This is a genomic window from Nonomuraea sp. NPDC003727, assembly GCF_053586935.1.
In genome coordinates this window covers 43235-69451 of record NZ_JBSFNE010000034.1, presented here as the reverse complement: position 1 = coordinate 69451, position 26217 = coordinate 43235, and the positions used below count along the sequence as shown (strand labels likewise).

Genomic DNA, 26217 nt, shown 5'->3' with positions numbered 1-26217 from the left:
GACAAGGCGATCAAGACGATGCGGGATACGGGTCGGGACATGTTGGACAAGTACAAGGAGACCTCACGCGGCGGTCTCGCCGTGAACGTCATCGAATGCTGACCCGCGGCCCGGCGGCGTCGGGTGGACGCGCCAGGCCGGTCGTCGGTCAGCTGGGTCCTGACGAGTCGGGGCGGTCCTGGTTGAGGGAGCTCTCCAGGTGGGCGAGGGCGCGGTCCAGTGATGCCGGGGCGTCCATGCCGGGATCCTGGGCCCAGTCGAGCCAGGTCGACAGCAGGATGCCGAACACCGCGCCGCTGACGGCCCGCACGCGGTCGTCGTACGGCGGGCGGTCGAGCCTGGCCGCGACCAGGTCGGTGAGGGTCTGCTTGGTTCTGGTGATGTTGGCGAGGCTGGCCGCCCACAGGGAGGGGACGCTGAGCACCAGCGCCTGACGCTCCCGTTTCGCGGCGATGTCCGCGTCGGTCACGCCGGTGAGCACGGCGCGCAAGGCGTTGCGCAGGGCCGTGACCGGGCCGAGCTCCGCCGGCTGGGCCGCGTAGGCCGCGGCGATGAGGGTGTCGTAGTCGTCGAGGGTGACCAGCGCTTCCTTGGTCGGGAAGTAGCGGAACACGGTCCGGTGCGAGACGTCGGCGGCCTGGGCGATCTGCTCGATGCTGGTGGCGTCGTAGCCCTGCTCACGGAACAGGCGCAGGGCGTGCCGCTGGATGGCGGCGCGGGTGTCGGCCTTCTTGCGTTCCCGCAGTCCGGGTGCTTCGGGTGACGTCATGCGGGATCCTTCAGCGGGATGACCGTCCGATACTTTCCGCCGGCGGACTGCTGCGGCGGCTCGTCAGCGCGTTCCAGGATGACATGCTCCAGACGGTGCTCGGCGAGCAGGCCGGCGATCCCTTCGCGGACGGCGCACCACACCGCCTCCGGGTCCGCCTCCGGCGTGGCGCGCAGCCGTACGCGCAGGCCGGCCGGGCCGGTCTGGACGATCTGGTAGAGCTGGACCCCCGGCGTGCGGTCCACCAGTGTGTTGAGCATCAGCGGCGCGATGACGCCCTGGCCCCGCCCGGTGGTGAACGTGAGCAGGTCGGCCACGCGCCCCTGGACGCGGAGGGCGGGCCGCGGGTCGCCGCACGGGCACGGGTCGGGCCGTCGCAGGACGCTGTCGCCGAGGTCGTAGCGCAGGATCGGCTGCACCCGGTTGGCCAGGTTGGTGATCAGGACCGTGTGCGACGGCTCGCCCGGCGGGGTGGGGGAGTGGTCGGCCTCCACCGGTTCGACCACGGCCCAGTCGCTGTTGACGTGGTACCAGCCGTGCGCGCAGCCCTCGGTCAGGAAGGGGCACTCGCTGGCGCCGTAGGTGTCGCGCACCTTGGCCCCGAACGCGCGGGCCATCCGCTCGTGGTCGCCGCCGGTCAGCGTCTCGCCGGCGGGCTCCACCAGCGCCGGAGCGATGCGCAGCCGCCCCGCCTCCTGCTCGGCGGCCAGCATGCCGAGGACGCTGCCGTAGCCGAGCAGGAGCGCGGGCCGGAACTCGTTGAGCGCCTCGACCAGCGCGTCGAGCGGGGCGTGCACCGGGACGAGGCGGACGGTCCTGCGCCGCAGCCGGCTCGCGCGCATGCGGGCGGCGCCCGCCGAGACCAGGAAGTGCCCGTTGGCCGCGGCCACGATGGCCATCCGCCCGCCGCCGGCCACGATGCGGGGAACGTCGCCGGCGTCCAGCCAGGACACCATCATGCGCATGCCGAGGGCATAGTTGACGGCGATGTCCCGGTCGTCCTTCACGAAGATCGCGGGGTTGCCGGTGGTGCCGGAGGTGGTGACCGCGAGATACCGGTCCAGGAAGCGACCGCCCACCAGCGTGGGGTCCGCGACGAACGCGCGGGCCCGCTCAAGCGTCACCTCCCGGTCGGTGGCCCACTGATCGTAGTGCGCCATCAGCGCCGCCTTGCCGGTGACGGGCAGCCGGGCGGGGTCGTCGAGGCCGGACGGCAGCCCCCGGTAGAGGTCGCGGTAGTAGGGGGAGTGGGTGCGGGCGTGCTCCACGAGGTCGGCGAGCCGCCGCCGCTGGACGGCCGCCCACGCGTGACGTCGTCTGGTACGGCGTGCGTCGCGCAGCACCAGGGGAATGCTCTCGTTCATGCGGAACATTCTGTCACAACAATGACAAATGTCAGCTGAATGTCAGAATTTCGCCAGGAGGGTGTGGCCCTCGGGAGACAGGCCGGACGGCCGGAGCCTATGTAGAGTTCGAGCTATGCCGAAGATGACGATGACGTTCCAGCTGGTGCTCGGAACGTTCCTCGACGCTCCCGACCGGGAGTTCTACGGCCTGGAACTCATGAACGCCACCGGCCTGGCCAGCGGCACCGTCTATCCCATCCTCGGCCGGTTGGAAGGCCTGGGCTGGGTGGAGAGCCGGCACGAGGACCCCGGCGTCGGCATCCGCGAGAAGCGGCCGACCCGTCGCTACTACCGGCTCACCCCCGACGGCCTCGAGAGCGGCCGCGCCGCCATCGCACGGGCGCATCGCTCGCGCGGACAGCCCGCGCCCTGGTGGCTCGGCCGTACCGGCGAGGCGCTATGAGCATCCGGCCCATCCTCGACGCCCTCCCGAGGGCCTTACCTCCCGCGCAGCTCGACCTGGTCGAGCGGGCTCACGCGGTCGCCGCGTTCTGGCACCGCGGACAGCGCCGGCGCAGCGGCGAGCCGTACATCGGGCATCCGGTGGCGGTGGCCGCCATCCTCGCCGAACTCGACGCGGGATACGAGATGCTCTGCGCGGCGCTCCTCCACGACGTCCTCGAGGACTCCGCGTGCACCGAGGAGGCGTTGCTGCGCGACTTCGGCGAGGAGATCGTCACGCTGGTCAGCAGCATGGGCACCCTCCACGACCCCGCCGACCTGGAAAGGTGCGCCGACGACCGCCTCCTCATGCTCAAGCTGGCCGACCGGCTGCACAACCAGCGGACGATGGAGTTCCTGCCGAGGGACAAGCAGCGCCGCAAGTCCCGGGAAACGCTGGAGGCGTTCGCGCCGGCCGCCGCACGGCTCGGCCTGGACGGGATCAGGGTGGAGCTGGAAGAGCTGGCCGGCGCGGTGCTGTCGGCGCCCGCCGAGGTCCGCTTCTCCTTCCACGCGCTCGCGGTGGGCGCGCTCGTCCTTCCCGCCGAGGTCCGGGCGCGGTGGCTGGCCGAGTGGCTGGGCGAACTGCACGCGTTGCCCGGCAGGCGGGCACGGGCCCGCTTCGTGGCGCACCTGCTCTGGGGGCTGCCGCGGATGGCGGCGGCCGTACGCGGGCCGACGCTGACCGCCGGGAGCGTCCTGCGCCCGGCGACGCGCTGCCTGCGGTGGCTCCTCAGATCGGACGCCCGCGTGTGGGCGCTGCTCGGGCCGCCGCTCGCCTGGCTGGTGCTCGACACGGCGGCCGACCGGCTCGGCGACGCCGTGGTCATCCTCATCACCGTCCCGCCGGTGCTGGCCGGCGGCGTGCGTGCCGTACGGGAGCGGCTGAAGGACTCCGACCCTACGTCGTGATCGCCAGGGACGCCGCGCTGACCGCCGCGCCCGTCACGGCACCCGCCAGCACCTGGGCGGGCGTGTGGTGCGAGACCCGCACCCGCGCCCACCCGATCACGGCCACCACGACCGCACCCGCCAGCAGCACCGGCAGCGCCGGGAGCACCTGGGCCAGCACCACGGCGGTGCCCGCCGACACCCCCGCGTGGAACGAGATCTTCCACGCGAGCGTGATCAGGCCCATGACCACCACCCAGCCCAGCATCACCGCCGCCGTCGCCACCACCATGTCCGGGGCGTCGAGCAGCACCAGTACGGCGAGCCCGGCCACCACCGCGACGAACCCGGCCAGCATCGGCCCCTTGCGGCTCCTGCGCTCGACCACATGGATCGAGTCCAGGCGGCCCCGCCGTACCCCGAGCGCGATCACGGCCGCGGGCACGCCCGCGCACAGCGCCGCGGCCAGCAGCCCCCACGCCAGGCCGGCCCAGCCGTCGGCGAGCAGCCCCACCACGGGCGGCATGGCGATCGCCACGTACTGCGGCGCGAACACCTCGGTCACGGCGGCGGCCACGGTCCCGCCGGTCCCCTTCCGATCTTCCGCGCGCTGATCGGTCACGTCTCCTCCTGAGGTACCGGTCGTCCGGTGGTCGGTCACGCGGTCAGGAAGCGCCTGACCGCCGCCAGCCAGGCCTCGGGCTGGTCGATGTGCGCCATGTGTCCAGCCTCCGCAAGGACGACCGCCTCGGCGCACGGGGTCGCGGCGACCAGCGAGGAGGGGAAGGTCATGTCCTGGCGCCCGTGCAGCAGGAAAGAGCCGTTCCCTCCAGGGGCGAGCTGTCCCACACCGAGGGATGGGCGCGCTTTCTGCGCTCGTACTCCGCCCACCCCGCGAAGGCGTCCGGTGGCACCGGCAGACGCTGCTCGACGCCACGATCAGCCGCCGCACCAGCCCGGGATGCCGGATGGCCAGGCGCAGCGGTCGGCGGGCCCCTCGAACTTCCTGACGTGCAGGCGCATCTATCCGGCGGCCTCGACGAGCGCGCGGAAGAGCGAGCCGTCCTCGCCGGCCTCGGGATGCCACTGGACGCCCAGGGCGAAGCGGTGACCCTGCAACTCGACCGCCTCGATCGCGCCGTCGGCGGCGTGGGCGGTGGCGTTGAGGCCCGTGCCCAGGCGCCTGATCGACTGGTGGTGGTAGTGCGGGACCGTCACGGTCTCCTCGCCCAGGATCGCGGCCAGGTGGCTGCCCGGGGTGACGGAGACCGGCATGTGCCCGAACTCGCCCGGGGCCGGGGCGTGCCCCGAATGGCCGACGACGTCGGGAAGATGCTGGTGGAGGCTGCCGCCGAGGGTGATGTTCAGCACCTGGAGCCCTCGGCAGACGCCCAGGAAGGGCATGCCCGCCTTCAGCGCGGAGTCCGCTATCGCAAACTCCGCCGAGTCGCGAAATGTCCGGATAAATCCCGTGCGCTCGTGGGCCGTCTCCGCGTACCGCGACGGGTCGATGTCGCCCCCGCCCGCCAGGATCACCCCGTCCAGCCTGTCCACGATCGACGCCGGATCGCCGGCGGGCGGCACGATCACCGGCTGCCCGCCCGCCCGCACCACCTGCTCCACGTACATGTACGGCAGCAGCGCCGTCGTCATCTCCCACACCGTGAACCGCGCGGGCTCGACGTAACAGGTAATGCCGATCAAGGGTCTGGTCATCACAACTCCTGCAGGGGTCCTTCATACGGGGAAAGGCCCATCTCCACATTGGCCTTCAGCTAAGGTGCGGTGAGTGGCGAGGACCGTGAAGCGAGCCTACAAATATCGCTTCTATCCCACTCCCTCACAGGCAGACCTTCTGTCCCGCACCTTCGGATGCGTTCGCCTGGTCTACAACAAAGCACTTGATCTTCGCAGGGGTTCCCACGCCGCGCACGGCAAGGCTGTCTCCTACGGGGAGTCCTCGGCTGAGCTGACGAGATGGAAGCGGAGCGAGGAACTGGCGTTCCTGAACGAGGTGTCCAGCGTGCCGCTGCAGCAGGCGCTGCGTCACCTGCAGAGCGCTTTCGCCAACTTCTTCGCCGGACGAGCGAGGTATCCGTCATTCAAGTCCCGCAAGAGATCGCGATCCAGCGCCGAATTCACCCGCTCGGCGTTCACCTATCGCGACGGCGTCCTGAAGCTCGCCAAGATGGACAGGCCGCTGGATGTTCGCTGGTCGCGTCCACTTCCCCTGGCCGCGAGGCCGTCCATCGTCACCGTCTCCCGTGACAGCGCCGACCGCTGGTACGTGTCCATCCTGGTCGAGGAGACGATCGCACCGCTGCCGCCTGTCGATCAAGCGGTGGGCGTGGACGCTGGACTGTCGGTGCTCCTGACGCTTTCCACCGCCGAGAAGATCATCGGTGCCAAGGCGGAGAGGAGAGATCGCAAACGCCTCGCGAGAGCCCAGCGCAACTTCGCGCGCAAGGCGAGGGGCTCGGCCAACCGAGAGAAAGCGCGGGTCAAGGTCGCCGGCGTCTACGGGCGAATCGTGGATCGGCGGCGAGACCACCTGCACAAGGTGACGACACGGCTTGTTCGCGAGAACCAAGTGATCGCCGTGGAGGATCTCGCCGCGCGCAACCTGATGAGGAACACGTCGCTCGCGCGTGCGGTCGCGGATGCGGCGTGGCGAAGCCTCCGGCACATGCTGGAGTACAAAGCGGCCTGGTATGGGCGGGAACTGGTGGTGATCGACCGCTGGTTTCCTTCCTCCAAGACCTGCTCGGCCTGTGGCGCCGTACGGGCGAGTATGCCGCTTGACGTCCGGTCGTGGACCTGCGCCTGTGGCGCGGTGCACGACCGGGACGTCAACGCCGCCAAGAACATCCTGGCCGCTGGGCTGGCGGACAGGTGAAACGCCTGTGGAGCTGATGGAAGACCTCAAGGAGAGCTCTCTCCGACGGGAGGTCGGCGACGAAGCAGGAAGCTTCCTGGGACGATCCGAGAGGATCTCTTCCGGGAGAGCAGGTCAAAGCGGAGTAACGTACGCCCCCGAGATGCCGCCGTCGACCAGGAACTCCGAGCCGGTGATGAAGGACGCGTCGTCGGAGGCGAGGAAGGCGACCGCGGCGGCGATCTCGCTTGCCTCGGCGAAGCGGCCGACGGGAATGTGGACCAGGCGGCGCTGGGCGCGCTCGGGGTCCTTGGCGAACAGCTCCTGCAGCAGCGGCGTGTTCACCGGGCCGGGGCACAGGGCGTTGACCCTGATGCCCTCGCGGGCGAACTGCACGCCGAGCTCCCTCGACATCGCCAGCACGCCGCCCTTGGAGGCGGTGTAGGAGATCTGGGAGGTGGCCGAGCCCATCACCGCGACGAAGGAGGCGGTGTTGATGATCGAGCCCTTGCCCTGCCGCCGCATGTAGGGGATGGCGTGCTTGCAGCACAGGTAGACGCTCGTCAGGTTGACCTCCTGCACGCGGCGCCACGCCTCGATGCCGGTCTCCAGGATGGAGTCGTCGTCGGGCGGGGAGATGCCCGCGTTGTTGAAGGCGATGTCGACGCTGCCGTAGGTGTCGAAGGCGGTCTGGTACATCCTGACCACGTCGTCCTCGTCGGTGACGTCGGCCCGCACGAACAGGCCGCCCACCTCGTCGGCGGCTTTGGCGCCGGTCGGCTCGTCGAGGTCGACGCAGACGACCTTGGCGCCCTCGTCGGCGAACCGTCGTGCGGTGGCCAGGCCGATTCCGCTGCCGGCGCCGGTGATGACGGCGACGCGATCCTGCAAGCGCTGCATATGTCCTTCTCTCGGTGGGTGCTCTGCTTCTCGCGCGGGCCCAGGAACCCGGGCGGGGGTCCCGGGGCCTCATGACGGGGCCGGAGGGCCGTGACCCCGGTCAGTCGGTGGCGATGAAGACGTTCTTGGTCTCGGTGAAGGCGGCCAGGGCGTCGGGCCCCAGCTCCCGTCCGAGCCCCGACTCCTTGAAGCCGCCGAACGGCGTCCAGTACCGCACGCTGGAGTGGGAGTTGACGCTCAGGTTCCCGGCCTCGACCGCCCTGGCCGTCCGCAGCGCCCTGCCGACGTCGCGGGTCCAGATCGAGCCGCTCAGGCCGTAGCGGGTGTCGTTGGCGATCCGCACCGCCTCGGCCTCGTCCGCGAACGGGACCACCGACACCACCGGCCCGAAGATCTCCTCGGTGAAGGCGCGGTCGGTCACGGCGGAGGTGAGGACGGTCGGCGGGAACCAGAAGCCGGGGCCGTCGGGGCAGGACGTCTGCAGGTAGGGGTTGTCGGGGACGAAGCCGCGCACCCGCTCCAGCTGCTCGGCGCTGATGAGCGGCCCCATCTCGGTGCTCTCGTCGAGCGGGTCGCCGACCTTGACGTTCGTGACGGCCTGCGAGAGCCGTACCAGGAAGTCGTCGTAGACGGAGGCCTCGACGAGGATCCTGGAGCGGGCGCAGCAGTCCTGCCCCGAGTTGTCGAAGACGGCGTAGGGCGCGGTGGCGGCGGCCCTGTCGAGGTCGGAGTCGGCGAAGACGATGTTGGCGGACTTGCCGCCGAGCTCCAGGGTGAGCCGCTTGACCTGCCCGGCGCACGTGGCGGCGATCTGCTTGCCGACCTCGGTGGAGCCGGTGAACACGATCTTGGCGACGTCCGGGTGCTCGACCAGGCGGGCGCCGGCGACCTCGCCCGCGCCGGGCACGACCTGGAGCACCCCCTCGGGGAGACCGGCCTCGAGGGCCAGCTCGGCCAGCCGGAGCGCGGTCAGGGGGGTCCACTCGGCGGGTTTGACGATCACCGTGTTGCCTGCCGCGAGCGCGGGGGCCACGCCCCACGTCATGATCACCATGGGGAAGTTCCATGGCACGATCACGCCCACCACGCCGAGCGGCTCGTGGAAGGTGACGTCGAGGCCGCCCGCCACGGGGATCTGCTTGCCGTGGTCGCGCTCGGGCGCGCCGGCGTAGAAGTGCAGCACGTCGCGGACGTTGCCCGCCTCCCAGCGGGCGTTGCCGATCGTGTGGCCGGCGTTGGCGATCTCCAGACGGGCCAGTTCCTCGGCGTGCGCGTCGACCTTCTCGGCGAAGCGCCGCAGCAGGCGGGCGCGGTCGCCGGGCGAGACCTGCCGCCAGGTCTGGAAGGCGGTCCTGGCACGCTCCACCGCTCTGTCGATCTCCGCCGCGTCGGCGAGCTCGACCTCGGCGACCACGGCCTCGGTCGCCGGATTGATGATCTTCACAGTCTCTCGAATCCCCTGAACAGTTCCCAGTCGGTCACCGCCGCGTCGAAGGCGGCCAGCTCGACGCGGGCGTTGTTGGCGTAGTGGGCCACCACGTCCTCGCCGAAGTTCTCGCGGGCCAGTTTCGACCCCTCCCACAACGTGAGCGCGTCGCGCAGGGTGTGGGGCACGGTGTCGGCGCCGCTGGTGTAGGCGTTGCCGGTGAACGGCTCCTCCAGCGGCAGCTCGTTGTCGATGCCGTGCAGTCCGGCGGCGATGAGCGCGGCCACCGCGAGGTAGGGGTTCACGTCGCCGCCCGGCACGCGGTTCTCGACGCGCAGGGAGGGCCCGTGGCCGACGAGGCGCAGCGCGCACGTGCGGTTATCCACACCCCACTTGACGGCGGTCGGCGCGAAACTGCCCGGCACGTACCTCTTGTAGGAGTTGATGTTCGGGGCGTAGAGGAGGGTGAGTTCCCGCAGGCAGGCGAGCTGCCCGGCGATGAACCAGGCCCCCTGCTCCGACAGCCCGTACGGCCGGCTCCCTGCCATGACCGGCTCGTTGTCCACAGACCGCAGCGAGATGTGGATATGGCAGGAATTGCCCTCACGCTGGTTCGGCTTGGCCATGAAGGTGATCGACCTGCCCTCCTGGGCGGCGATCTCCTTGGCGCCGTTCTTGTAGATCGCGTGGTTGTCGCACGTGCGCAGGGCCTCGTCGTAGCGGAAGGCGATCTCGTGCTGGCCCAGGTTGCACTCGCCCTTGGCCGACTCGACGTACATGCCCGCGCCTTCCATCTCGCGCCTGATGCGGCGCAGGAGCGGCTCGATGCGGGCGGTACCGAGCAGCGAGTAGTCGACGTTGTAGAGGTTGGCCGGTGTCAGGTCGCGGTAGGCCCGCCGCCACGCCTCCTCGTAGCTGTCGTCGTAGACCACGAACTCCAGTTCGGTGCCCACGTAGGCGGCCAGCCCGCGCTCCTCGAGCCTGGCGAGTTGCCGGCGCAGGATCTGCCGGGGCGAGGCGACGACGTCCGTGCCGTCCTCCCAGGTCAGATCGGCCATCAGCAGGACGGTGCCCTCCTGCCAGGGGATGCGCCGCAGCGTCGACATATCGGGTTTCATCATGAAATCGCCGTAACCGCGGTCCCATGACGACATCTCATAGCCGCTGACGGTGTTCATGTCGACATCGACGGCCAGGAGGTAGTTGCACCCCTCGGAGCCGTGGTGTAGCACCTCGTCAAGGAAGTATCGGGCGGACAGGCGCTTGCCCTGCATCCGGCCCTGCATGTCGACCAGGGCCAGCAGGACGGTGTCGATCCGCCCCTCGGCCACCTCGTCGCGCAACTCGTCTAGTGAAAGGAAGCCACCCGGCACAGTCACCCTCCCTGCTATTGGGCTAGTGTTAGACCATTGGTAAGCCGCAGTCAAGACCTCTGCCGAGGGGGGCCATGAACCCGTTGACGGTGTTGCGCCCGGTCCGGGCGGGCAACGCCTTCGAGGAGACCGTGGAGCGGCTGCTCCAGGCGATCAAGCTGGGCATGGTCGCCCAGGGGGAGAAGCTTCCCCCCGAACGGGAGCTGGCCGTCCAGCTGGGAATCAGCAGGGTGACCCTGCGCGAGGCCATCCGCGCGCTGCAGGACGCGGGCTATCTCGACGTACGGCGCGGCAGGTACGGCGGCGCCTTCGTCATCTACGCCCCGCCCGCGCCCGGCAGCGGCGACCTGCGCCAGGCGGTGGCCGAGATGGGCTCCGACTCGATCGCCGACGCGCTCACCTTCCGGATGGCCGTCGAGTGCGGGGCCGCCCAGGTGCTGGCCGGCTCGTCGCTGTCGGAGGAGCAGCGCGAGGTGCTGCTCGGCCGCCTGGCCGACCTCAACGCCGCGGGCCCCGAGGAGTACCGCCGCCTCGACACGGCCTTCCACCTGTCGATCGCCGAGCTGACCGGCTCCCCGCTGCTGGCCGCGGCCTGCGCCGACGCGCGGCTGCGGGTGACCGACCTGCTCAACGCGATCCCCATGCTGCAGGTCAACATCGAGCACGCGGCGACGCAGCACGAGGCCATCGTCGCCGCCATCCTCGACGGCGACCCGGAGGCGGCCAGCCGGGCGGTCGCCGAACACCTGGAGGGCACCGCCGCCCTGCTGCGCGCCTTCCTCGGCTGAATGTCACGATCACGTCACCGAGCGTGCCTTCCGGTCGCGCCGGGTTCATCATGATCACATGCGTGGCACCCTCGTGGCGGTGTTATGGGCGGCCCTGGTCACCGCGGCGATCGTGGCCGGTGTCGGGGTGGTTTCGCGAGGTCCCGATCCCGCCACCACCACCTGTCCCGACGGCACGCGCGGCGACACCGTCCGCACGACGCGCCTCCAGGTGGACAACACCGACGTCGACGCGCCCACCCTCACCGCCGTCACCGTGGTCACCGTTCCGCGCGCGCATCCCGTCGTGGCCGACCTGCTGGCCGAGCCGAGGGAGGGCGGCTACCAGGCGGCCATGAACTGCCTGCTGAACGGCGGTGACCCGGAGGTGAGGTGGAGGGAGAAGCGGGAGAGCCTGCCCCGGATCGAGATCGGGCAGGAGAGCGTCACGGTCACCGACACGGTCAGGGTGGGCATCGAACTGGTCGCCGACGGCCAGGGGCTCGGCGATCAGGACCTGTGCAGCGTTCCGGACTACGGCTGGGTGCGGCACGTGGCCAGGGACGACGACGCGGAGTGGCGCTGCGTGCCCGACGCCGTCTTCGGGCCGTGGGAGTTCTACCAGGTCAACGATCGCCACTGGCACTTCGTGCTGCGCACCGAACCGGACCTGTGGCGGCTGCCCTGGCGGGAGATCGTGGTGGAACACCCCGACGGATGGCTGAGCTCGCCCAGCCCGCCGCCGGGCACGTGGGGCCAGAACACCGCCACCTGGCGGCAGCAGGCGGTCACCGCCAGGGTGTCGTTCACGCTGACCCCTGATCTGGACGGCTGGGGCGCCGCCGTGATGAGCGGCTATCCCGAGCGGATGGCCCGCGATCTCCTCAGCGAGTTCTGGACGTTCCTCACGCTTCTGGCGGGGCTGCTGATCCACCTGCGGTGGGGCCGGCGGGACCGGGCGCTCGTGGCGGTGCCGGCCGTCCTCAGCGGCTTGCACCTGGTGCGCCTGCTCACCTACGACCTGCTGGGCCCGCCGGTGGCGGACGGGGCGGCTCGGATGGTGTTCTGGAGCGTGTCGAGCGGAGTCCTGGTCATCGCCGCCTCCGCCGTCCTGTGGGCCGGTGGCCTGCCCCGGTGGCAGCTGGTCCTCGGCCTGTCCGCGGTGCTGGCGGGCACCCTCGGGGCGGGCCTGGCGGGGTGGCTGACGGCCGGCTTCCCCGACGACGAGCCTGGCGGGCTGCCGTGGACACTGGCGGGCATCGCCGCGGCCGATCTCCTGCTGGTGGCGCTGCTGTCGGCGGCGTGGATCAACGGGATGCGACGCGCCTTCCTGCGCGAGCACGGCGGTGCCGTCCCGCGCTGGGTGTGGCTGGTCAGCTGGGGTCTTGCCGCGCTCACCACGGGATACGCGTGCTTCGCCCTGGCCAGGGACCGCCTGCGGGTCATGTGGCTGGCCGAGGACCAGGAGGTCATGGGTTCGGTCACCTCCGACCTGCTCTGGATGCCCTTCAACCTGGTCACCTGGTTCGCCGGCTACGTGCTGTGGCTGTGGCCGGTGACGGTCCTGGTCGTGGCGCTGCGCTTCAGGACGTTCACGCTGGCGCGGGAAGGCCCGGACGGCGGGGGCGCCCGTGCGCTCGTGGTGTGGGTCTTCGTCGCCAACGCCTTCGGCTACTCCCACTTCTACGGCGGCCTCTGGCTGCCGGTCGCCCTGGTGGCAGGAACGGTGACCCTCTGGGCGGTGCTCCAGGCGACACGCCCCTGGGTGCTGTCGGCCCGTCGGCTCGCCGACGGCCGGCCCCTCCACGCCGAACTGCGCACCGGCACGATCGAGCAGGTGCGGAAGGCGGCCGGGCGGTATCTGTGGGCCCGGCGGTCGGGCAGGGAGTGGGACGCCAAGCCGCTCGACTCCGCCGAAGGGCTCGACGACTGGCACGAGGGAGCGGACGCGCTGCGCGCCGAGTTCCGGTCGCTGCGCAGGGGGCCGCGTTCGGGCAGGGAGGTGCTGCCCGCCGACGTGACCCCGCTCGACCTGGCCCTGCTGGCCGGCCCGGACAGGTCACGGGGCGCCGGGGGCGTCACCTGGCGGGCGGGCCGTCAGGCCGACCTGGCCTGGCGGGCCGGGCTCTTCGCGCTCGCCCTCGGGTCGGTGCCGTCCGGGTACATCGTCTGGCACGACATCGTGCTGACGGGTGGACCGGGACGGCTGGACTGGTTCGCCGGGCTCGCCCAGCCGGTGTTCGCCTTCGGGGAGGCGGCCTTCTGGTTCGTGCCCGGCTACCTGCTCGGCCTGTTCTGGGACCAGCTACCGGGACGGCGCGGCCCCATCAAGGCCCTGCCGTTCATCGTGACGTACCTGGTCTACACCCTGGTCAGGCTGGGGCTGGACCAGCTCTTCGACATGGGCGACCTGAACGGCCTCGTGGTACGCGCGGTGGTCCTGGCGGCCGTGCTGACCGCGACGGGACTGTACGTGGACGCCCGCACGATGAGGAACGTCCTGCCGCCCTGGAGCAGGGTCGGCAGGTACGTGCTGGACATCTACCGGCTGGAGACCCTGCCGTCACAGGCCACCTTCCTGCTCGCGCAGATCGCCGCGATCCTGGCGATCATCCAGTTCGTCGGCGGGGGCGGAGGGGAACCGCCCGCGCCGGGAGTGGATCCGTTCCAGGTCCCCAGAACGCCCTAATGGACTAGACGAGGGTGAGGCCCTCCTCGGTGCCGAGCTCGTGAGTGGTGCCGTCCGGCCAGGTCAGGGTGATCCTGCCGCCGGTCAGCCGGAACGCCGGTGGCGCCGAGGTGACGGGGGCCGCCGAGAGGGTGACGACGCACGCGAAGACGGCTCCCGGCTCGGGGACGGTGCCGTCCAGGGCGGGGACGACCGCGTCGGGGCCGAAGACCGTGCCGCCGGGGGACTTCAGCTCGGTGGCCGCCGTGAACCCGTGCAGGGGCAGGAGGGCACTGGTCAGCTCGCCCGCGCCGGTCAGCTCGCCCGCGCCGTTCGGCTCGCCCGCGCCGGTCGGCTCGTCCGCGCCGGTCACGGTCCGCGCGCCGGCGGCGGGCAGGGCCCAGCCCGTCTGGCGGACGAGGGTGCCGGCCGGGGCGGTCACCCGGTGGACGCGGACCTCGTGCGGGCCGTGGACCACGCTCACGGACTCGATCAGCGTCGAGGGTGTCGGGCGGCAGGAGGAGGCGGCCCATCCCGGTCCGGCGCCGCGCGGGGTGATCGGGCCGCGCGGGGTGACCTCCCCGCCGAGCACCAGGCCGACGTGGTTGTCGGCGGGCGCGTCCTCGCAGGATGCGGGCGTGTCCTGGGGGGATGCGGGCGCGTCCTGTGCGGCGGCGGGTACGGCGGGCGCGGGCGTGGTGGGGCCGGTGCGGGTCGAGTAGGCCATGCGCTGGTAGAGCGGGTCGTCGGGGGCGCCGCCGGGCGGCTGCTTGTCGCTGCCGTGGTTGACCAGCCTGACCAGCCCGTCGGCGGCCGTCGAGTGGATCAGCAGCCCCGGCCCCGGCAGGCCGATCGCCTGGTCGGCGCGTTCGACGGGTCCCGGCTCCTCCACCGCGGTCCAGACGGGGTGGTCGGGCGGCAGCAGGAGCCCGAGGAACCCCTTCGCCGCCCAGTACGGCGAGGCCGGCCCCGAGTACGCCTGCAGGGACGGCTCGTGCGGGCCGTACCAGCCGAGCGTGAGGAGTCCTTCGCGCGACAGCGCCCGGCCGCCGGCGAGGAAGTGGGCGGCCGCGCCGCTGGCCAGGCGCCGGGCGGTGCCGGGGGAGTAGGGCGAGACGCCGAGCAGCTCGCCCGCCCACACCGGCGCCGCGGCGGCGAAGCGGTAGATGACGGATCGGCCGTGGTAGACGGGCGAGCCGTTGGTGTCGAAGGCGGTGCCGTAGTTGGTCAGGAAGGCGCGCAGCCGCGAGGCGTACGGCTCGGCGGGCCCGCCGAGGTAGGCGTGGATCACCGGGTACAGGTGCATCGCCCAGCCGTTGTAGTGGTCGAAGTTGCGCCCGTCGCCGTCGCGGTACCAGCCGTCGCCCTCGTACCAGGCCTCGATCCTGGCCAGCCCGCGCTCGGTGGCGCCGCGGTCGTCGAGGCCGAGGTCGCCGAAGAGTCCGGCGACGGCGACGGGGAACAGGTGCCAGTTGTTGTCGACGTGTTCGCGGATCAGCGCGTCGCCCAGCCAGTCGAGGGCGCGCTCCTGGACGGCGGCGGGCAGGCGGTCCCACAGGTGGGCGCGGGTCAGCCGCAGCCCGATGGCGATCGAGGCGGCCTCGACCATCGGCTGGCTGTGGTCGGCGATCGGCTGCCACGCGCCGCCGGGGCCCGCGGCCAGCCCTTCCGCGTACGGCTCCAGCACCGCCGGGTCGCCGCCGCCGGCGACGCGGAAGGCGGCCAGCAGGAACGTCCTGGCGTATCCCTCGAGCCCGTCGCACCGCGACCAGCTGGCCCGGCCCGGCAGGTCGACCAACGCGCGATCATGGGAGCGGTACGGTTCGACGGCCGCGAGCAGGCCGTCGGCCGCCGCCTCCCAGTGGGCGCGCGTCCATCCCGTGATGGGGCTGAGCGATCGGTCGGCATCAGGAAGGGTGAGCACGCGGCCTCCGGGAACTGATCGAACGAAACAATACGTTCACGAACGAAAGCTACCTCGCTAGGATCGGACCCGTCGAGTGTTAGGAGCCCCCCTTGTTCGTCGAGCAACGCCATGAGTTCATCCTTCGCGAGGTGCGCGAGCGCGGCTCGGTCCGGCTGGCCGACCTGGTCGAGCGGCTGCAGGTGTCCATGGTCACCCTGCGCAGGGACGTCGAGCACCTGGCGGGCCGGGGGCTGGTCACCAGGGTGCACGGCGGCATCACGCTGCCCCAGGAGCCGGCCAGGCCGGTCGCCGAGGGGACGCTCGCGGGAGCGCCGGCCTTCCGGCCGGTGAACGACCGGGCGCTCACGATCGGGATGCTGGTGCCGTCGGCCACGTACTACTACCCGAGCGTGATCAAGGCCGCCCGCGACCGGGCCCAGGACCTGGGCGCGCGGCTGGTGCTCGGCGTCTCCCGCTACGACGACGAGGAGGACCGCAAGCAGGTCGGCCAGTTGATCGGCGGCGGCGCGGAGGGCTTGCTGCTCACGCTGAGCAGGCAGCCTGACGCCTCGCACGTCGAGTGGCTCGCCGGGCTGGGCGTGCCCGCCGTCCTGGTGGAGAGGGTGGCGGAGCTGGGCGGCCCGGCCTCCTTCCTCGACGCGGCGGCCTCCCACCACGCCCACGGCGCCTTCGTGGGCGTTCGGCACCTGGCCGAGCTGGGACATCGCCGGGTGGCCATGGTCAGCCGCAGCAGCCCCACCGCGCCGAGGGTGCGCCAGGGGTTCCTGGCCGCGGTGCGCGACCTGGGCCTGGAGACGCCCGGCGAGTTCGGGATCGAGCAGGAAGGGCCGTCGGAGGAGCAGGTCGCCCAGGTGGTGGCGGCGGTCCGCGAGGCAGGGGTGACGGGGCTGCTCGTGCACAACGACGAGGACGCGCTGCTGCTGGTGCAGCACCTCAGGGTCGCGGGCGTGCGGATCCCGCACGACGTGTCGATCGTGGCCTACGACGACGAGGTGGCCGCGCTCAGCGACCCGCCGCTGACCGCCGTCGCCCCGCCCAAGTCCGCGGTCGGCCGTAACGCCGTCGACCTGCTGGTTCGCCGCATCGAGCACGGCGCGGACCTGCCGGGCCAGCACGTGGCGCTGCTGCCGGAACTCCGGGTGCGCGAATCGACCGCTCCGCGCGGTTGATGTTTCGCGTTCATTTCGTTACTGATCGATATCTAGACAAGTCTTCGTTTGTGAGCGAATGATGCTCTAGCGATCGGAAGCGATTAGGAGCAATCATGGAACGCAAGCGCGCCGCCGCCGGCATCGCCGGAATGCTGGCCGGTATGACCCTTCTCGCGGCCTGCGGTGGCGGCAGCGGCGGATCCGCGCCCGCGTCCGGCGAGGCGGGCAAGCCCACCCAGGTCACCTTCTGGGGCTGGGCCAAGGGCACGCAGCAGGTCGTCGACGCCTTCAACAAGTCGCACAAGGACATCCAGATCACGTTCGAGGAGATCCCCTCGGGCAACGCGGGCGGCTACGCCAAGTTCTCCAACGCGGTGAAGGCGGGCAACGCCCCCGACGTGATGTCCGTCGAGTACCCGCAGCTTCCCGACTTCGTCAACCAGGGCGCGCTCCAGGACATCACCGCCGACGTCGCCGACCTCAAGGGCAAGTACCCGCCCAGCGTCTTCAGCCTCGTCGAGCTCGGCGGCAAGACCTGGTCGGTGCCCATGGACGCGGCCCCGCAGGTGTTCTTCTACCGCAAGGACCTGTTCGAGAAGAACAAGATCGAGGTCCCGAAGACCTGGGACGACTTCAGGGCCGCCGCCGAGAAGGTCAAGAAGGCCGACGGCAAGGCACGCATCGCCACCTTCTTCCCCGACGACCCGAGCGTCCTGGCCGCCCTGTCGTGGCAGGCGGGCGCCAAGTGGTTCGGCACCGAGGGCGACGCGTGGAAGGTCTCCATCAACGACGAGGCCACCAAGAAGGTCGCCGGCTACTGGCAGGGCCTGGTCAAGGACGAGCTCGTCAAGGTGCAGCCGTCCTTCAGCCAGGAGTGGAACGCCGCCTTCGAGGACGACAGCCTGTGGGGCTACGTCGGCGCCAACTGGGGCGCCGGCGTCATGAAGGGCAACCACGCCGGGCAGTCCGGCAAGTGGGCCATCGCGCCCGTCCCGCACTGGGGCACGCCCGCCAGCGGCATGCTCGGCGGCACCACCTTCGCCGTCGCCAAGAACAGCGCGAACACCAAGGCCGCCGTCGAGGTCATCAAGTGGCTGACCGGCTCCCCCGAGGCGTGGACGGCCCGCCTGTCCTCCGGCACCTCCAGCGGCTTCCCCGCGATCGCCGACCTGGTGCCGGTGGCGGCCAAGAGCTTCGACGCCTCCTTCTACGGCGGGCAGGACATCTACGCGCTGTTCACCGAGGCCTACGGCACCATCCAGCCCGGCTGGACGTGGGGGCCGAGCATGGTGCAGACGCTGACCTCCTTCAAGGACGCGCTCGGCAAGGTGAGCACCGGCGAGACGACGATCCCCGACGTGCTGGAGAGCGTCCAGACCGCGACCGTCACGGAGATCAAGGGCCGCGGCCTCAACGTCGCCGCCCAGCAGTAACCCGTACGGCACGCCTGCCTGGCTCCGGTCCGCCGGGTGGCCGCCCCCCGGCACCCACCCGGCGGAACCCGCCCCCCTTCAAGGAACCCTCGCGCGCGGGCGGCGAGGGGCCATGAGACGGCGGTCGGTCCAGGCGGCGTGGGAGCGGCGGACGGCCGTGCCGTACCAGACAGCGAAGAAGAGGTGGAGATGACGACCGGCACACCAGAGACACCGGCGCGCGGCCCGGGTGAGGCGTGGCGCAGGCGGGGGGCGATCCTGCTCTTCGTCGGCCCGTTCTTCGCGCTGTTCGCCGCGGTCATCATGGCTCCGCTGGCGTACGCGGTCTACCTGAGCCTGTTCAGCGAGAAGTCGTCCGGCCTCGGCTTCGGCGGCGCCGAGACGGTCTTCGTCGGGCTCGGCAACTACCTCGACACGCTCAGGGACCAGGCCTTCACCGACGGCTTCCTGGTGATCCTCGGCTACTGCGTCCTGTACATCCCGCTGATGATCGGCGGCGCGCTCGCCCTCGCGCTGCTGCTCGACTCCGGCCTGGCCAGGGCGAAGAAGTTCTTCCAGCTCGCCCTGTTCATGCCGCACATCGTGCCGGGCGTGATCGCGGGCCTCATCTGGCTCTACCTCTACCTGCCCGGCATCAGCCCCATCGTGGACCTGCTCGGCGGGGTCAACTTCCTCGGCGGCGACCAGGTGCTCGGCTCGGTGGTCAACATCGCGCTGTGGGAGTGGGTCGGCTACAACATGATCATCTATTTCGCCGCGCTCCAGGCCATCCCCGCCGAGGTGCTCGAGGCGGCCAGGATGGACGGCGCGGGCGCGGTCAGGACCGCCCTGTCGGTGAAGGTGCCGCTGATCCGCGGCGCCGTCATCACCACGGTGCTGTTCACGATCATCGGCTCGCTGCAGCTGTTCACCGAGCCCATGGTGCTCGACAACGTCAGCGACGGCATCGTCAGCACCTGGACCCCGAACATGTACGCCTACAACGAGGCCTTCGGCAACAACGACTACGGCCAGGCGGGCGCCGCCTCGATCATCCTCGCGCTGCTGGCCGCCGTGCTCTCCTACGTCGTCACCAGGTGGGGTAACCGTCGATGAAGTGGATGTCCCGCGCGACGGTCAACGTCCTGCTGATCGTCGCCACGCTCTACACGCTGCTGCCGCTGACCTGGCTGCTGTTCGCCTCGACCAAGTCGCTGTCGGACCTGTACTCGACGCCGGGCTTCGCCTTCGGCGACTTCAACCTGATCGCCAACATCCGGGCGGTCAGCGAGGAGAACGGCGGCATCTTCTTCCGCTGGTACCTCAACAGCGTCCTGTACGCGGGCGTCGGCGCGGCGGTGAGCTCCTTCATCACCGTCATGTGCGGCTACGCCTTCGACAAGTACTCGTGGTTCGGCAAGGAGAAGCTGTTCGGCCTGGTGCTGCTCGGCGTGCTGGTGCCCACCACGGCGACGGCGCTGCCGCTGTACCTGCTGGCCTCCCAGGTGGGCCTGGTCAACACCTTCTGGGCGGTGTTCATCCCGGTGCTGGTGCACCCGTTCGGCGTCTACCTGGCGCGCGTGCTGTCGTCGGGCTACGTGCCGGGCGAGGTGCTCGAGGCGGCCAGGTCGGACGGCGCCGGTGAGATCAGGACCTTCACCAGGGTGGCGCTGCCGATGCTGATGCCGGCCTACGTGACGATCTTCCTGTTCCAGTTCACCGCCATCTGGAACAACTTCTTCCTGCCGCTGGTGATGCTCAACGACCAGAACCTCTACCCGCTCAGCCTGGGCCTGTTCAGCTGGGAGAAGCAGGGCAACGCCTTCCCCGAGTTCCACAGCCTGGTGATCACCGGATCGCTGCTGTCGGTGGTCCCGCTGCTGCTGGTGTTCATGTCGCTGCAGCGCTTCTGGAAGGCCGGGATGACGGCGGGCAGCGTCAAGTGAACGACTTCTCGGGGGAGAACGTGAAAAGGCCGAAGACTCTCGTCGCCATGAGCGCCCACGTCGCCGAACGGCTCGTCAGGGGCCCTGTCAGGAGCCGCCTGGCGATGCTCGCCGACGTCGACGTGGACCTGGTCGTCCAGGACTTCGCGCGGGCCGACCTGTCGCAGGTGGAGGTCCTGTACACCTCCTGGGGCTGTCCGCCGCTCACCGCCGAGGTGCTGGCGCGCGCCCCCAGGCTGGGCGCCGTCGTGCACGCCGCCGGATCGGTCAAGCACCACGTCACCGACGCGGTCTGGCAGCGCGGCATCGCCGTCTCCTCGGCCGCGGCGGCCAACGCCGAGCCGGTCGCGGAGTTCACGCTCGCCGCGATCCTGTTCGCCAACAAGCGGGTCATCGACATCGCCCGCCGTTACCGCAGGGACCGGAGCCACGACGACTGGGACACCCGCTACCCCGGCTTCGGCAACTACCGCAGGACCGTCGGCGTCATCGGCGCCTCCAGGATCGGCCGCAGGGTGATCGAGCTGCTGCGTCCCTTCGACCTGGAGGTGCTGGTCAGCGACCCCTACCTGACCGAGGACCTGGGCGTCGCGCACGTCGGCCTGGACGAGCTGGTCAGCCGCAGCGACGTGGTCAGCGTGCACGCGCCCGACCTGCCGGAGACCCGCCACATGATCGACAAGGCCCGGCTGGCGCGGATGCGCGACGGCGCGACCCTGATCAACACCGCCAGGGCGGCGCTCGTCGACCAGGACGCGCTGACCGCCGAGCTGCTGTCCGGGCGGCTCCACGCCGTCCTCGACCACACCGAACCGGAGTTCCTGCCCGAGTCCTCGCCCCTCTACGAACTGGACAACGTTCTCGTCACCCCGCACATCGCCGGTTCGCTCGGCGGGGAGCTGGCCCGCATGGCCGACCTCGCGCTCGACGAGCTGGCCCGATACGCCCGCGGCCTGCCCTTCGAGTACGCGGTGGAGCCCGCGAGCCTGTCCCGCTCCGCCTGAACCCCTTCCCGGGAGGCACCCCCCATGCTCCGACGTGCCCTGCCGGCGACCCTGCTGGTCGCCACCGTCACCTCCTCCCTCACGCTGTCCGCCGCCCCCTCCCTCGCCGACCCGTTACCCGCCCCGGCCCCCACCGGAAGCGCCGCCCCACTACACGCGCCAGCGGACATCGGGAGCGCTGACCCTCTGCCCGCACCCGCCGACACCGGGACCCCCGCCCCACTGCCCGCGCCAGCGGACACCGGGAGCGCCGACCCGTCACCGGCGCCCGCGGGCACCGGGAGCGCCGACCCCGCGGCGGCGCCCGCCGCGGACGACTTCGGGGCGCCCGTCCAGCGGTGGCGCGACCTGGTCACCGGCGGAGCGGCCGTCACCCCCGCCGACCCCGTCTACGCCAAACCGCTGGCCGCCATGGACGACAAGGCCGCGGCCAACCTGGCCACCCTCGCCGACGGCCGCTGGCCCGACGCCACCAGCGCCGACGGCGCCACCGTCGGCACGGCCGCCGCCAGGATCAAGGACATCGCGCTCGCCTACGCCACCGCGGGATCGCGGTACCACGGCGACCGGACCGCCGCGGACGCGGCCGTCGCGGCCCTGCGCTGGCTGCACGACAACCGCTACCGGCCCGGCGCGCAGGAGCTGGGCAACTGGTGGTTCTGGGAGATCGGCGGCCCCAACCACCTGCTCGACTCGCTCATGCTGCTCGGCGACGCCGTACCGGAGGACCTGCGGGCGGGGGTGCTGGCGACGGTCGCGCACTTCGTGCCCGACCCGGCCAGGCGCAAGATCTCGGGCGTGCCCGAGGTCGGCGCCAACCTGGTGGACAAGGTCTCGATCACGGTACGGCGCGGCCTGCTGGCCCGCGACCCGGCCGTCCTGTCGATGGCCCGCGACAAGCTCAGCCCGGTCTTCGACCTGACGGCGAGCGGCGACGGCTGGTATCCCGACGGCTCGCTCATCCAGCACTTCTACTTCGCCTACACCGGCGGCTACGGCACCGTCCTGCTCGACGGCGTCGCCAGGGTCCTCACCCTGCTGGCCGGCACGCCGTGGCAGGTCACCGACCCCGACAGCGGCAACGTCACCACCTGGGTGTTCGACGGCTTCGAGCCGGTGCTGTTCCGCGGCCAGATGTTCGCCAACGTGCGGGGGCGCGGCATCTCCCGCCCGGCGAGCGACGACTTCGCCGAGGGCCGGGCGGTCGTGGCCGCGATGGCGATGCTCGCCCACGGCGCCTCGGCGGAGGTGCGGCAGCGCATCGCCGGCGTCGTCGCCGAGCACGTGAGCGCCGCCCCCTTCTACGACCACGCGACCGTCGCGCAGGTCTCCCTCGTCCGCGGCCTGGTCGAGGGCGTCGCACCCCGGGGCGACCTGACGCTCACCAAGGTGTTCGCCGGCATGGACCGCCTCGTCCACCACCGGCCCGGTCACGCCTTCTCCGTCTCGGCGCGCGGCAGCAGGGTCGGCGCCTACGAGGCGGGCAACGGGGAGAACCTCAAGGGCTGGTACACCGGCGACGGCATGACGTCGATCTACAACGACCGCCCGCAGTACAGCGACGGCTTCTGGCCGACCGTCGACCCCTACCGCCTGCCGGGCGTCACCAACGCCACCGCCGAGACCTACCCGCGCACCGCCAGGGACACCAACTGGTACGGCTTCCGCCAGAGCGACCCGCACACCGGCGGCGTGGCCATGGGCGACCTGTCGGCCTTCGGGATGCGCCTCGTCGCCGAGCGCGACTACCACAGCAAGCAGCCCATCGACCTGAAGGCCCGCAAGTCGTGGTTCACCGTCGGCGACACCGTCGTGGCGCTCGGCTCCGACATCACCGCGGCGGGCGTCGCCGCGCAGACGACGGTCGAGAACCGGATGGGCGCGGGGCGGCTCACCCAGGGCGAGCACTGGATGCACCTGGAGGGCGTCGGCGGCTACCTGTTCCCGCACGGCCTGCCGAAGACGCTGCGCGAGAGCAGGACGGGCGCGTGGTCCGACATCGGCACCGGCGGGCGCGAACCGCTCACCCGCGACTACACCACCCTCTGGTTCGACCACGGGAACGACCCGCGCGCGGCCTCCTACGCCTACTACCTGCTGCCGGGCAGGAGCGCGGCCGAGACCGCCGAGGCGGCCAGGCGGACGAACGTCCGCATCGGCGACAACACCGCCGCGGTGCAGTCGGTGGTCACGGCCGACGGCGTCAACACGCGGCTGGCGGCCACCTTCTGGAGCTGCGCCACCACCCAGGACACCGTCCGCGCGTACGGCCCGGCCGCCGTCACCCTGCACCAGGAGGGCGCCACGCTCGACCTGGCGGTCGCCGATCCGACGTGGAAGCAGGGCCGGATGCTGTTCGAGGTGGCCCGCGAAGGCCGCGAGGTGCTCGCCGCCGACCCGCGCGTCACCGTGCTGACCACTTCGCCGACGATCAGGTTCACCGTCGATGCGGCCGATGCGCTCGGCGCCGGCGTCAAGCTGAAGGTCAAGGTCAGGCCGACCGCCAGACCGGCGCTGACCGGGCCCTCCTGCGAGCAGGCCAGGCAGGTCGCCGCCGCCGACACCTACGTGCGCGGCGGCGTCCACGCGGGCACTTCCTTCAACGGCAAGGGCCTCGTGGTCAAGACCGTGTCGGCGGACCCGGGCTACACCAGGATCAGCTACCTGCGCTTCGACCCGCCGCCCGCCACGACGGGGCCGGCCACCCTCTGGATCCGCGCCGCCGTCCAGGACGCCGACGGCGACTCCACCACGCTCACCCTCTACGAGGCTCCCGCTTCGGGCTGGGACGAGGCGACGCTGACCTGGAACGACAGGCCCGCCCTCGGCCGGCCGATCGGCACCGTGACCGTCACGGGCAAGACCCCCGCCTGGTACTCCGTCGACGTCACGGGCCACCTCGGCGGCGGCTACGCGCTGTCCGCCCCGGACAGGACCCTCGCGGTCGGGATCGGCGACAGGGAGACCCCCGGCGCCGCCCCCTTCCTCCAGCTGTACTGACCCCCCGAGAACCCCCCAAGACCGACCCTTCGAGACCCCCCGAGAACCCGCCCGAGGCCCCCGAGACCCCCCGAGACCCCCCCGAGAACCCCCCGAGAACCCCTCGAGACCCCCGAGAGAACCCCTCGAGACCCTCGAGACCCCCCGAGAAAGGACCCGCATGCGCCTGTCCCTCAGATGGGCCGCGGCGACGGCGCTCGCCGTCGCCGCGACCGGCCTGGCCGCCACCCCGGCGGCGGCCGCGCCGGCCCGCAACGTCTTCGTCGACTGTCAGGCCCCCGACGGCGGCTCCGGCAGTGACGCCGCCTCCCCGATCAACGCCCTGGCCGCCGTCAACGCGCTGGAGCTCGGCCCCAAGACCAAGGTCAAGTTCCGGGCCGGGACCGTGTGTGCCGGCCGCCTGGAGCCGAAGGGCTCGGGCAGCGCCGACCACCCGATCGTGTTCACCTCCTACGGCGAGGGCCCCAAGCCGATCATCCAGGGCGACGGCGGTGAGTGGGCCGTGCACCTGGTCGACAACAGCCACGTCACCATCGAGAAGCTGCACATCACCAACCCGGCCCCCACCACCGCCAAGCGGACCGGCATCCAGTACAACTCGACGACCCCCGAGCCGAAGGCCGGGCTGGTCCTGCGTGACCTGGAGATCTCCGACGTCGCCGGCTGGGGCGACAAGACGGGCGCCAACTCCTCCTGGTTCGCCTACTCGGCGGGCATCAGCATCCAGGCGCTGCCCGAGGGCAAGGTCGGCTACCTCGACGGCATCACGATCACGGGCAACTACATCCACGACACCGGCGGCGGTGGCATCAAGATCAGCCGTAAGGGCACGGACTACCACAAGAACGTCTACCTCGCCCGCAACACCATCCGCGCGGTCGGCGGCGACGGCATCGTCGTGCACGCCTCCGACAGGCCGCTGATCGAGCACAACCTGTTCGACGAGGGCGGCGCGGGCAAGTACCCCTACGTCGACGGCAACTTCGCCGGCATGTGGCCGATCAACTCGGTCGACCCCGTCTTCCAGTACAACGAGGTCACCAGGCAACGGCCCACGATCTTCGACTCCACCGCGTGGGACTGCGACGGCGGCATCAAGGGCTCCTGCGTCTACCAGTACAACTACTCCCACGACAACGCGGGCGGCTTCTACCTCGGCTGCCAGAGCTGCACCGAGTTCCCGAACTACCAGGCGACCGCCATCCTGCGCTTCAACATCGCCCAGGACGACTGCAGGATCGCCGGCAACGCCGCGGGCGACAACCGCAGCCCGCTGTGGATCCACAACAACACCTTCTTCTGCTCCTCGCAGAAGGTGGACTGGGCGGTGCCCACCGGGAACTCCAGGATCGCCAACAACATCATCTACGCCCCGTCGGGCGTGCTGCCGGCGGCGCCCGGCATCACCTACGACGCCAACGTCTACTACGGCGGCGTGACCGCGCCCGCCTCGGACGCCAAGGCGATCACCGCCGACCCCGGGCTGGCCGCCCCCGGCACCGCCACCGGCTACGGCGACGTGGACGGCTACAGGCTGCTCGCCGGCTCCCCGGCGCTCGGTTCCGGCTCCCTCGTCGAGGGTGTGGGCGGGCGTGACTACTTCGGCAACCCGGTCGAGGGGAGCGTCTCGCGCGGGGCCTACAACGGCGCCGCCGTACCGGCGGTGGTCCACGAGTCCGTCGAGAAGGCCTACAACAACGTCGGCGTCAGCTCCGACCACAACCCCAACACCGGCGGCTTCTCCACCAGCGGCCGCAGCTACTCGGGTCAGGGTCTGGAGAAGGTGGGCCTGGTCCCCGGGGCGACCGTCAGCGTGCTGGGCGCGGACTTCGTCTGGCACCCCCGCCCCTACGGCTGGACCGACAACGTGAAGGCGGCCGGGCAGACCGTCAGGCTCGAGGGCCGCGGCGACCGGCTGGTGCTGCTCGGCGCCGGGGCGTTCAAGGTGCGCGAGGGCGTCTTCACGGTGACCTACACCGACGGCAGCGTCGAGGAGAAGACCGTGCGCTTCGGCGACCAGTGGGACGCGACAGCGCCCGAGGGCGGCGTCGTCGTGGCCCGCGCGACCTACCACAACAGGACCCAGACCAGCTACCGGAACCCGGCCACCGGGCAGACCACCGAGTCGGGCGTGTCGGTGTTCGGCTACGCGGTGCCGCTCGACCCCGCCAAGACCGTCGCCACCGTGACGTTCCCGCAGGGCAGCCCGCTGGCCGACGCCGGCTTCCACGTCTTCGACATGAAGATCGCGAGCTGAGGTC

At 71.3% G+C, this 26217-nt stretch carries 21 protein-coding genes; 12 read left to right on the top strand and 9 right to left on the bottom strand.

The features are described from left to right. Positions 1-148: 148 nt before the first annotated feature. Together ACWDLG_RS43200 and ACWDLG_RS43195 are read right to left on the bottom strand one after the other, a co-directional pair. On the bottom strand, positions 149-769 hold the full coding sequence (locus ACWDLG_RS43200) for a TetR/AcrR family transcriptional regulator (protein WP_449931179.1): 621 nt from the start codon (positions 767-769) through the stop codon (positions 149-151). Continuing rightward, entirely contained in the window at positions 766-2133 is a 1368-nt protein-coding gene (locus ACWDLG_RS43195; RefSeq protein ID WP_449931177.1) for a phenylacetate--CoA ligase family protein, read from the bottom strand. The genes ACWDLG_RS43200 and ACWDLG_RS43195 overlap by 4 nt, the downstream gene beginning before the upstream one ends. Before the next feature lie 115 nt (positions 2134-2248). On the opposite strand from ACWDLG_RS43195, the gene ACWDLG_RS43190 reads away from it, so the two are divergent. Then, the gene (locus ACWDLG_RS43190; RefSeq protein ID WP_449931175.1) at positions 2249-2578 is read left to right on the top strand and encodes a PadR family transcriptional regulator; all 330 of its coding nucleotides are present in this window, start codon (positions 2249-2251) and stop codon (positions 2576-2578) included. Continuing rightward, a complete protein-coding gene (locus ACWDLG_RS43185) occupies positions 2575-3528 on the top strand; it encodes an HD domain-containing protein (RefSeq protein WP_449931173.1) in 954 nt (317 codons plus the stop codon). The genes ACWDLG_RS43190 and ACWDLG_RS43185 overlap by 4 nt, the downstream gene beginning before the upstream one ends. Here ACWDLG_RS43185 and ACWDLG_RS43180 read toward each other — a convergent pair. From ACWDLG_RS43180 to ACWDLG_RS43170, 3 genes are all read right to left on the bottom strand, one after another. Beyond that, complete coding sequence (locus ACWDLG_RS43180) at positions 3518-4129, bottom strand: hypothetical protein (RefSeq protein ID WP_449931171.1); 612 nt, start codon at positions 4127-4129, stop codon at positions 3518-3520. The two genes, ACWDLG_RS43185 and ACWDLG_RS43180, sit on opposite strands and share 11 nt — an antisense overlap. A 35-nt stretch (positions 4130-4164) precedes the next feature. Continuing rightward, the gene (locus ACWDLG_RS43175) at positions 4165-4356 is read right to left on the bottom strand and encodes an alpha/beta fold hydrolase (RefSeq protein WP_449931170.1); all 192 of its coding nucleotides are present in this window, start codon (positions 4354-4356) and stop codon (positions 4165-4167) included. A 174-nt stretch (positions 4357-4530) separates the two neighbouring features. Beyond that, positions 4531-5223, bottom strand: coding sequence for a gamma-glutamyl-gamma-aminobutyrate hydrolase family protein (locus ACWDLG_RS43170; RefSeq protein ID WP_449931168.1), 693 nt, complete (start codon positions 5221-5223; stop codon positions 4531-4533). A gap of 73 nt (positions 5224-5296) precedes the next feature. Between ACWDLG_RS43170 and ACWDLG_RS43165 the strand changes: the two genes are divergently transcribed. After that, the gene (locus ACWDLG_RS43165) at positions 5297-6403 is read left to right on the top strand and encodes an RNA-guided endonuclease InsQ/TnpB family protein (RefSeq protein ID WP_449931166.1); all 1107 of its coding nucleotides are present in this window, start codon (positions 5297-5299) and stop codon (positions 6401-6403) included. Between the two features lie 114 nt (positions 6404-6517). On the opposite strand, the gene ACWDLG_RS43160 is transcribed toward ACWDLG_RS43165, so the two are convergent. From ACWDLG_RS43160 to ACWDLG_RS43150, 3 genes are all read right to left on the bottom strand, one after another. Continuing rightward, positions 6518-7282, bottom strand: a complete 765-nt coding sequence (locus ACWDLG_RS43160) for a 3-oxoacyl-ACP reductase (RefSeq protein WP_449931164.1) — start codon at positions 7280-7282, stop codon at positions 6518-6520. 100 nt (positions 7283-7382) lie between these two features. Then, positions 7383-8726 carry an aldehyde dehydrogenase family protein gene (locus ACWDLG_RS43155; protein WP_449931162.1) on the bottom strand — a complete coding sequence of 448 codons (1344 nt, stop codon included), beginning with the start codon at positions 8724-8726 and terminating at the stop codon, positions 7383-7385. Next, complete coding sequence (locus ACWDLG_RS43150) at positions 8723-10081, bottom strand: glutamine synthetase family protein (protein WP_449931186.1); 1359 nt, start codon at positions 10079-10081, stop codon at positions 8723-8725. Before ACWDLG_RS43150 ends, ACWDLG_RS43155 begins: the two co-directional genes overlap by 4 nt. A gap of 74 nt (positions 10082-10155) precedes the next feature. Here ACWDLG_RS43150 and ACWDLG_RS43145 point away from each other — a divergent pair, with 74 nt between their 5' ends. After that, positions 10156-10869: a FadR/GntR family transcriptional regulator gene (locus ACWDLG_RS43145; RefSeq protein WP_354922703.1), complete on the top strand. Its 714-nt coding sequence runs from the start codon at positions 10156-10158 to the stop codon at positions 10867-10869. A 58-nt stretch (positions 10870-10927) separates the two neighbouring features. Next, complete coding sequence (locus ACWDLG_RS43140) at positions 10928-13537, top strand: DUF6185 family protein (RefSeq protein WP_449931160.1); 2610 nt, start codon at positions 10928-10930, stop codon at positions 13535-13537. A gap of 4 nt (positions 13538-13541) precedes the next feature. Here ACWDLG_RS43140 and ACWDLG_RS43135 read toward each other — a convergent pair whose 3' ends face one another. Next, positions 13542-15440, bottom strand: coding sequence for a DUF2264 domain-containing protein (locus tag ACWDLG_RS43135; protein WP_449931158.1), 1899 nt, complete (start codon positions 15438-15440; stop codon positions 13542-13544). Between the two features lie 92 nt (positions 15441-15532). Between ACWDLG_RS43135 and ACWDLG_RS43130 the strand changes: the two genes are divergently transcribed. The 7 genes from ACWDLG_RS43130 to ACWDLG_RS43100 all read left to right on the top strand — a co-directional run bounded on the left by ACWDLG_RS43130 (position 15533) and on the right by ACWDLG_RS43100 (position 26213). Next, positions 15533-16612, top strand: a complete 1080-nt coding sequence (locus ACWDLG_RS43130; protein WP_449931156.1) for a substrate-binding domain-containing protein — start codon at positions 15533-15535, stop codon at positions 16610-16612. Between the two features lie 95 nt (positions 16613-16707). After that, positions 16708-18027 carry an ABC transporter substrate-binding protein gene (locus tag ACWDLG_RS43125; RefSeq protein WP_449931154.1) on the top strand — a complete coding sequence of 440 codons (1320 nt, stop codon included), beginning with the start codon at positions 16708-16710 and terminating at the stop codon, positions 18025-18027. Positions 18028-18216: 189 nt separating this feature from the next. After that, complete coding sequence (locus tag ACWDLG_RS43120) at positions 18217-19122, top strand: carbohydrate ABC transporter permease (protein ID WP_449931152.1); 906 nt, start codon at positions 18217-18219, stop codon at positions 19120-19122. Beyond that, positions 19119-19952 carry a carbohydrate ABC transporter permease gene (locus tag ACWDLG_RS43115; protein WP_354922719.1) on the top strand — a complete coding sequence of 278 codons (834 nt, stop codon included), beginning with the start codon at positions 19119-19121 and terminating at the stop codon, positions 19950-19952. Before ACWDLG_RS43120 ends, ACWDLG_RS43115 begins: the two co-directional genes overlap by 4 nt. Positions 19953-19999: 47 nt before the next feature. Further along, positions 20000-20956: a hydroxyacid dehydrogenase gene (locus ACWDLG_RS43110; protein ID WP_449931150.1), complete on the top strand. Its 957-nt coding sequence runs from the start codon at positions 20000-20002 to the stop codon at positions 20954-20956. A gap of 24 nt (positions 20957-20980) precedes the next feature. Further along, positions 20981-23956 (top strand): polysaccharide lyase family 8 super-sandwich domain-containing protein, encoded by a 2976-nt coding sequence (locus ACWDLG_RS43105; protein WP_449931148.1) that lies wholly within the window; start codon positions 20981-20983, stop codon positions 23954-23956. A gap of 160 nt (positions 23957-24116) precedes the next feature. Further along, positions 24117-26213, top strand: coding sequence for a right-handed parallel beta-helix repeat-containing protein (locus tag ACWDLG_RS43100; RefSeq protein WP_449931146.1), 2097 nt, complete (start codon positions 24117-24119; stop codon positions 26211-26213). Positions 26214-26217: the final 4 nt, after the last annotated feature.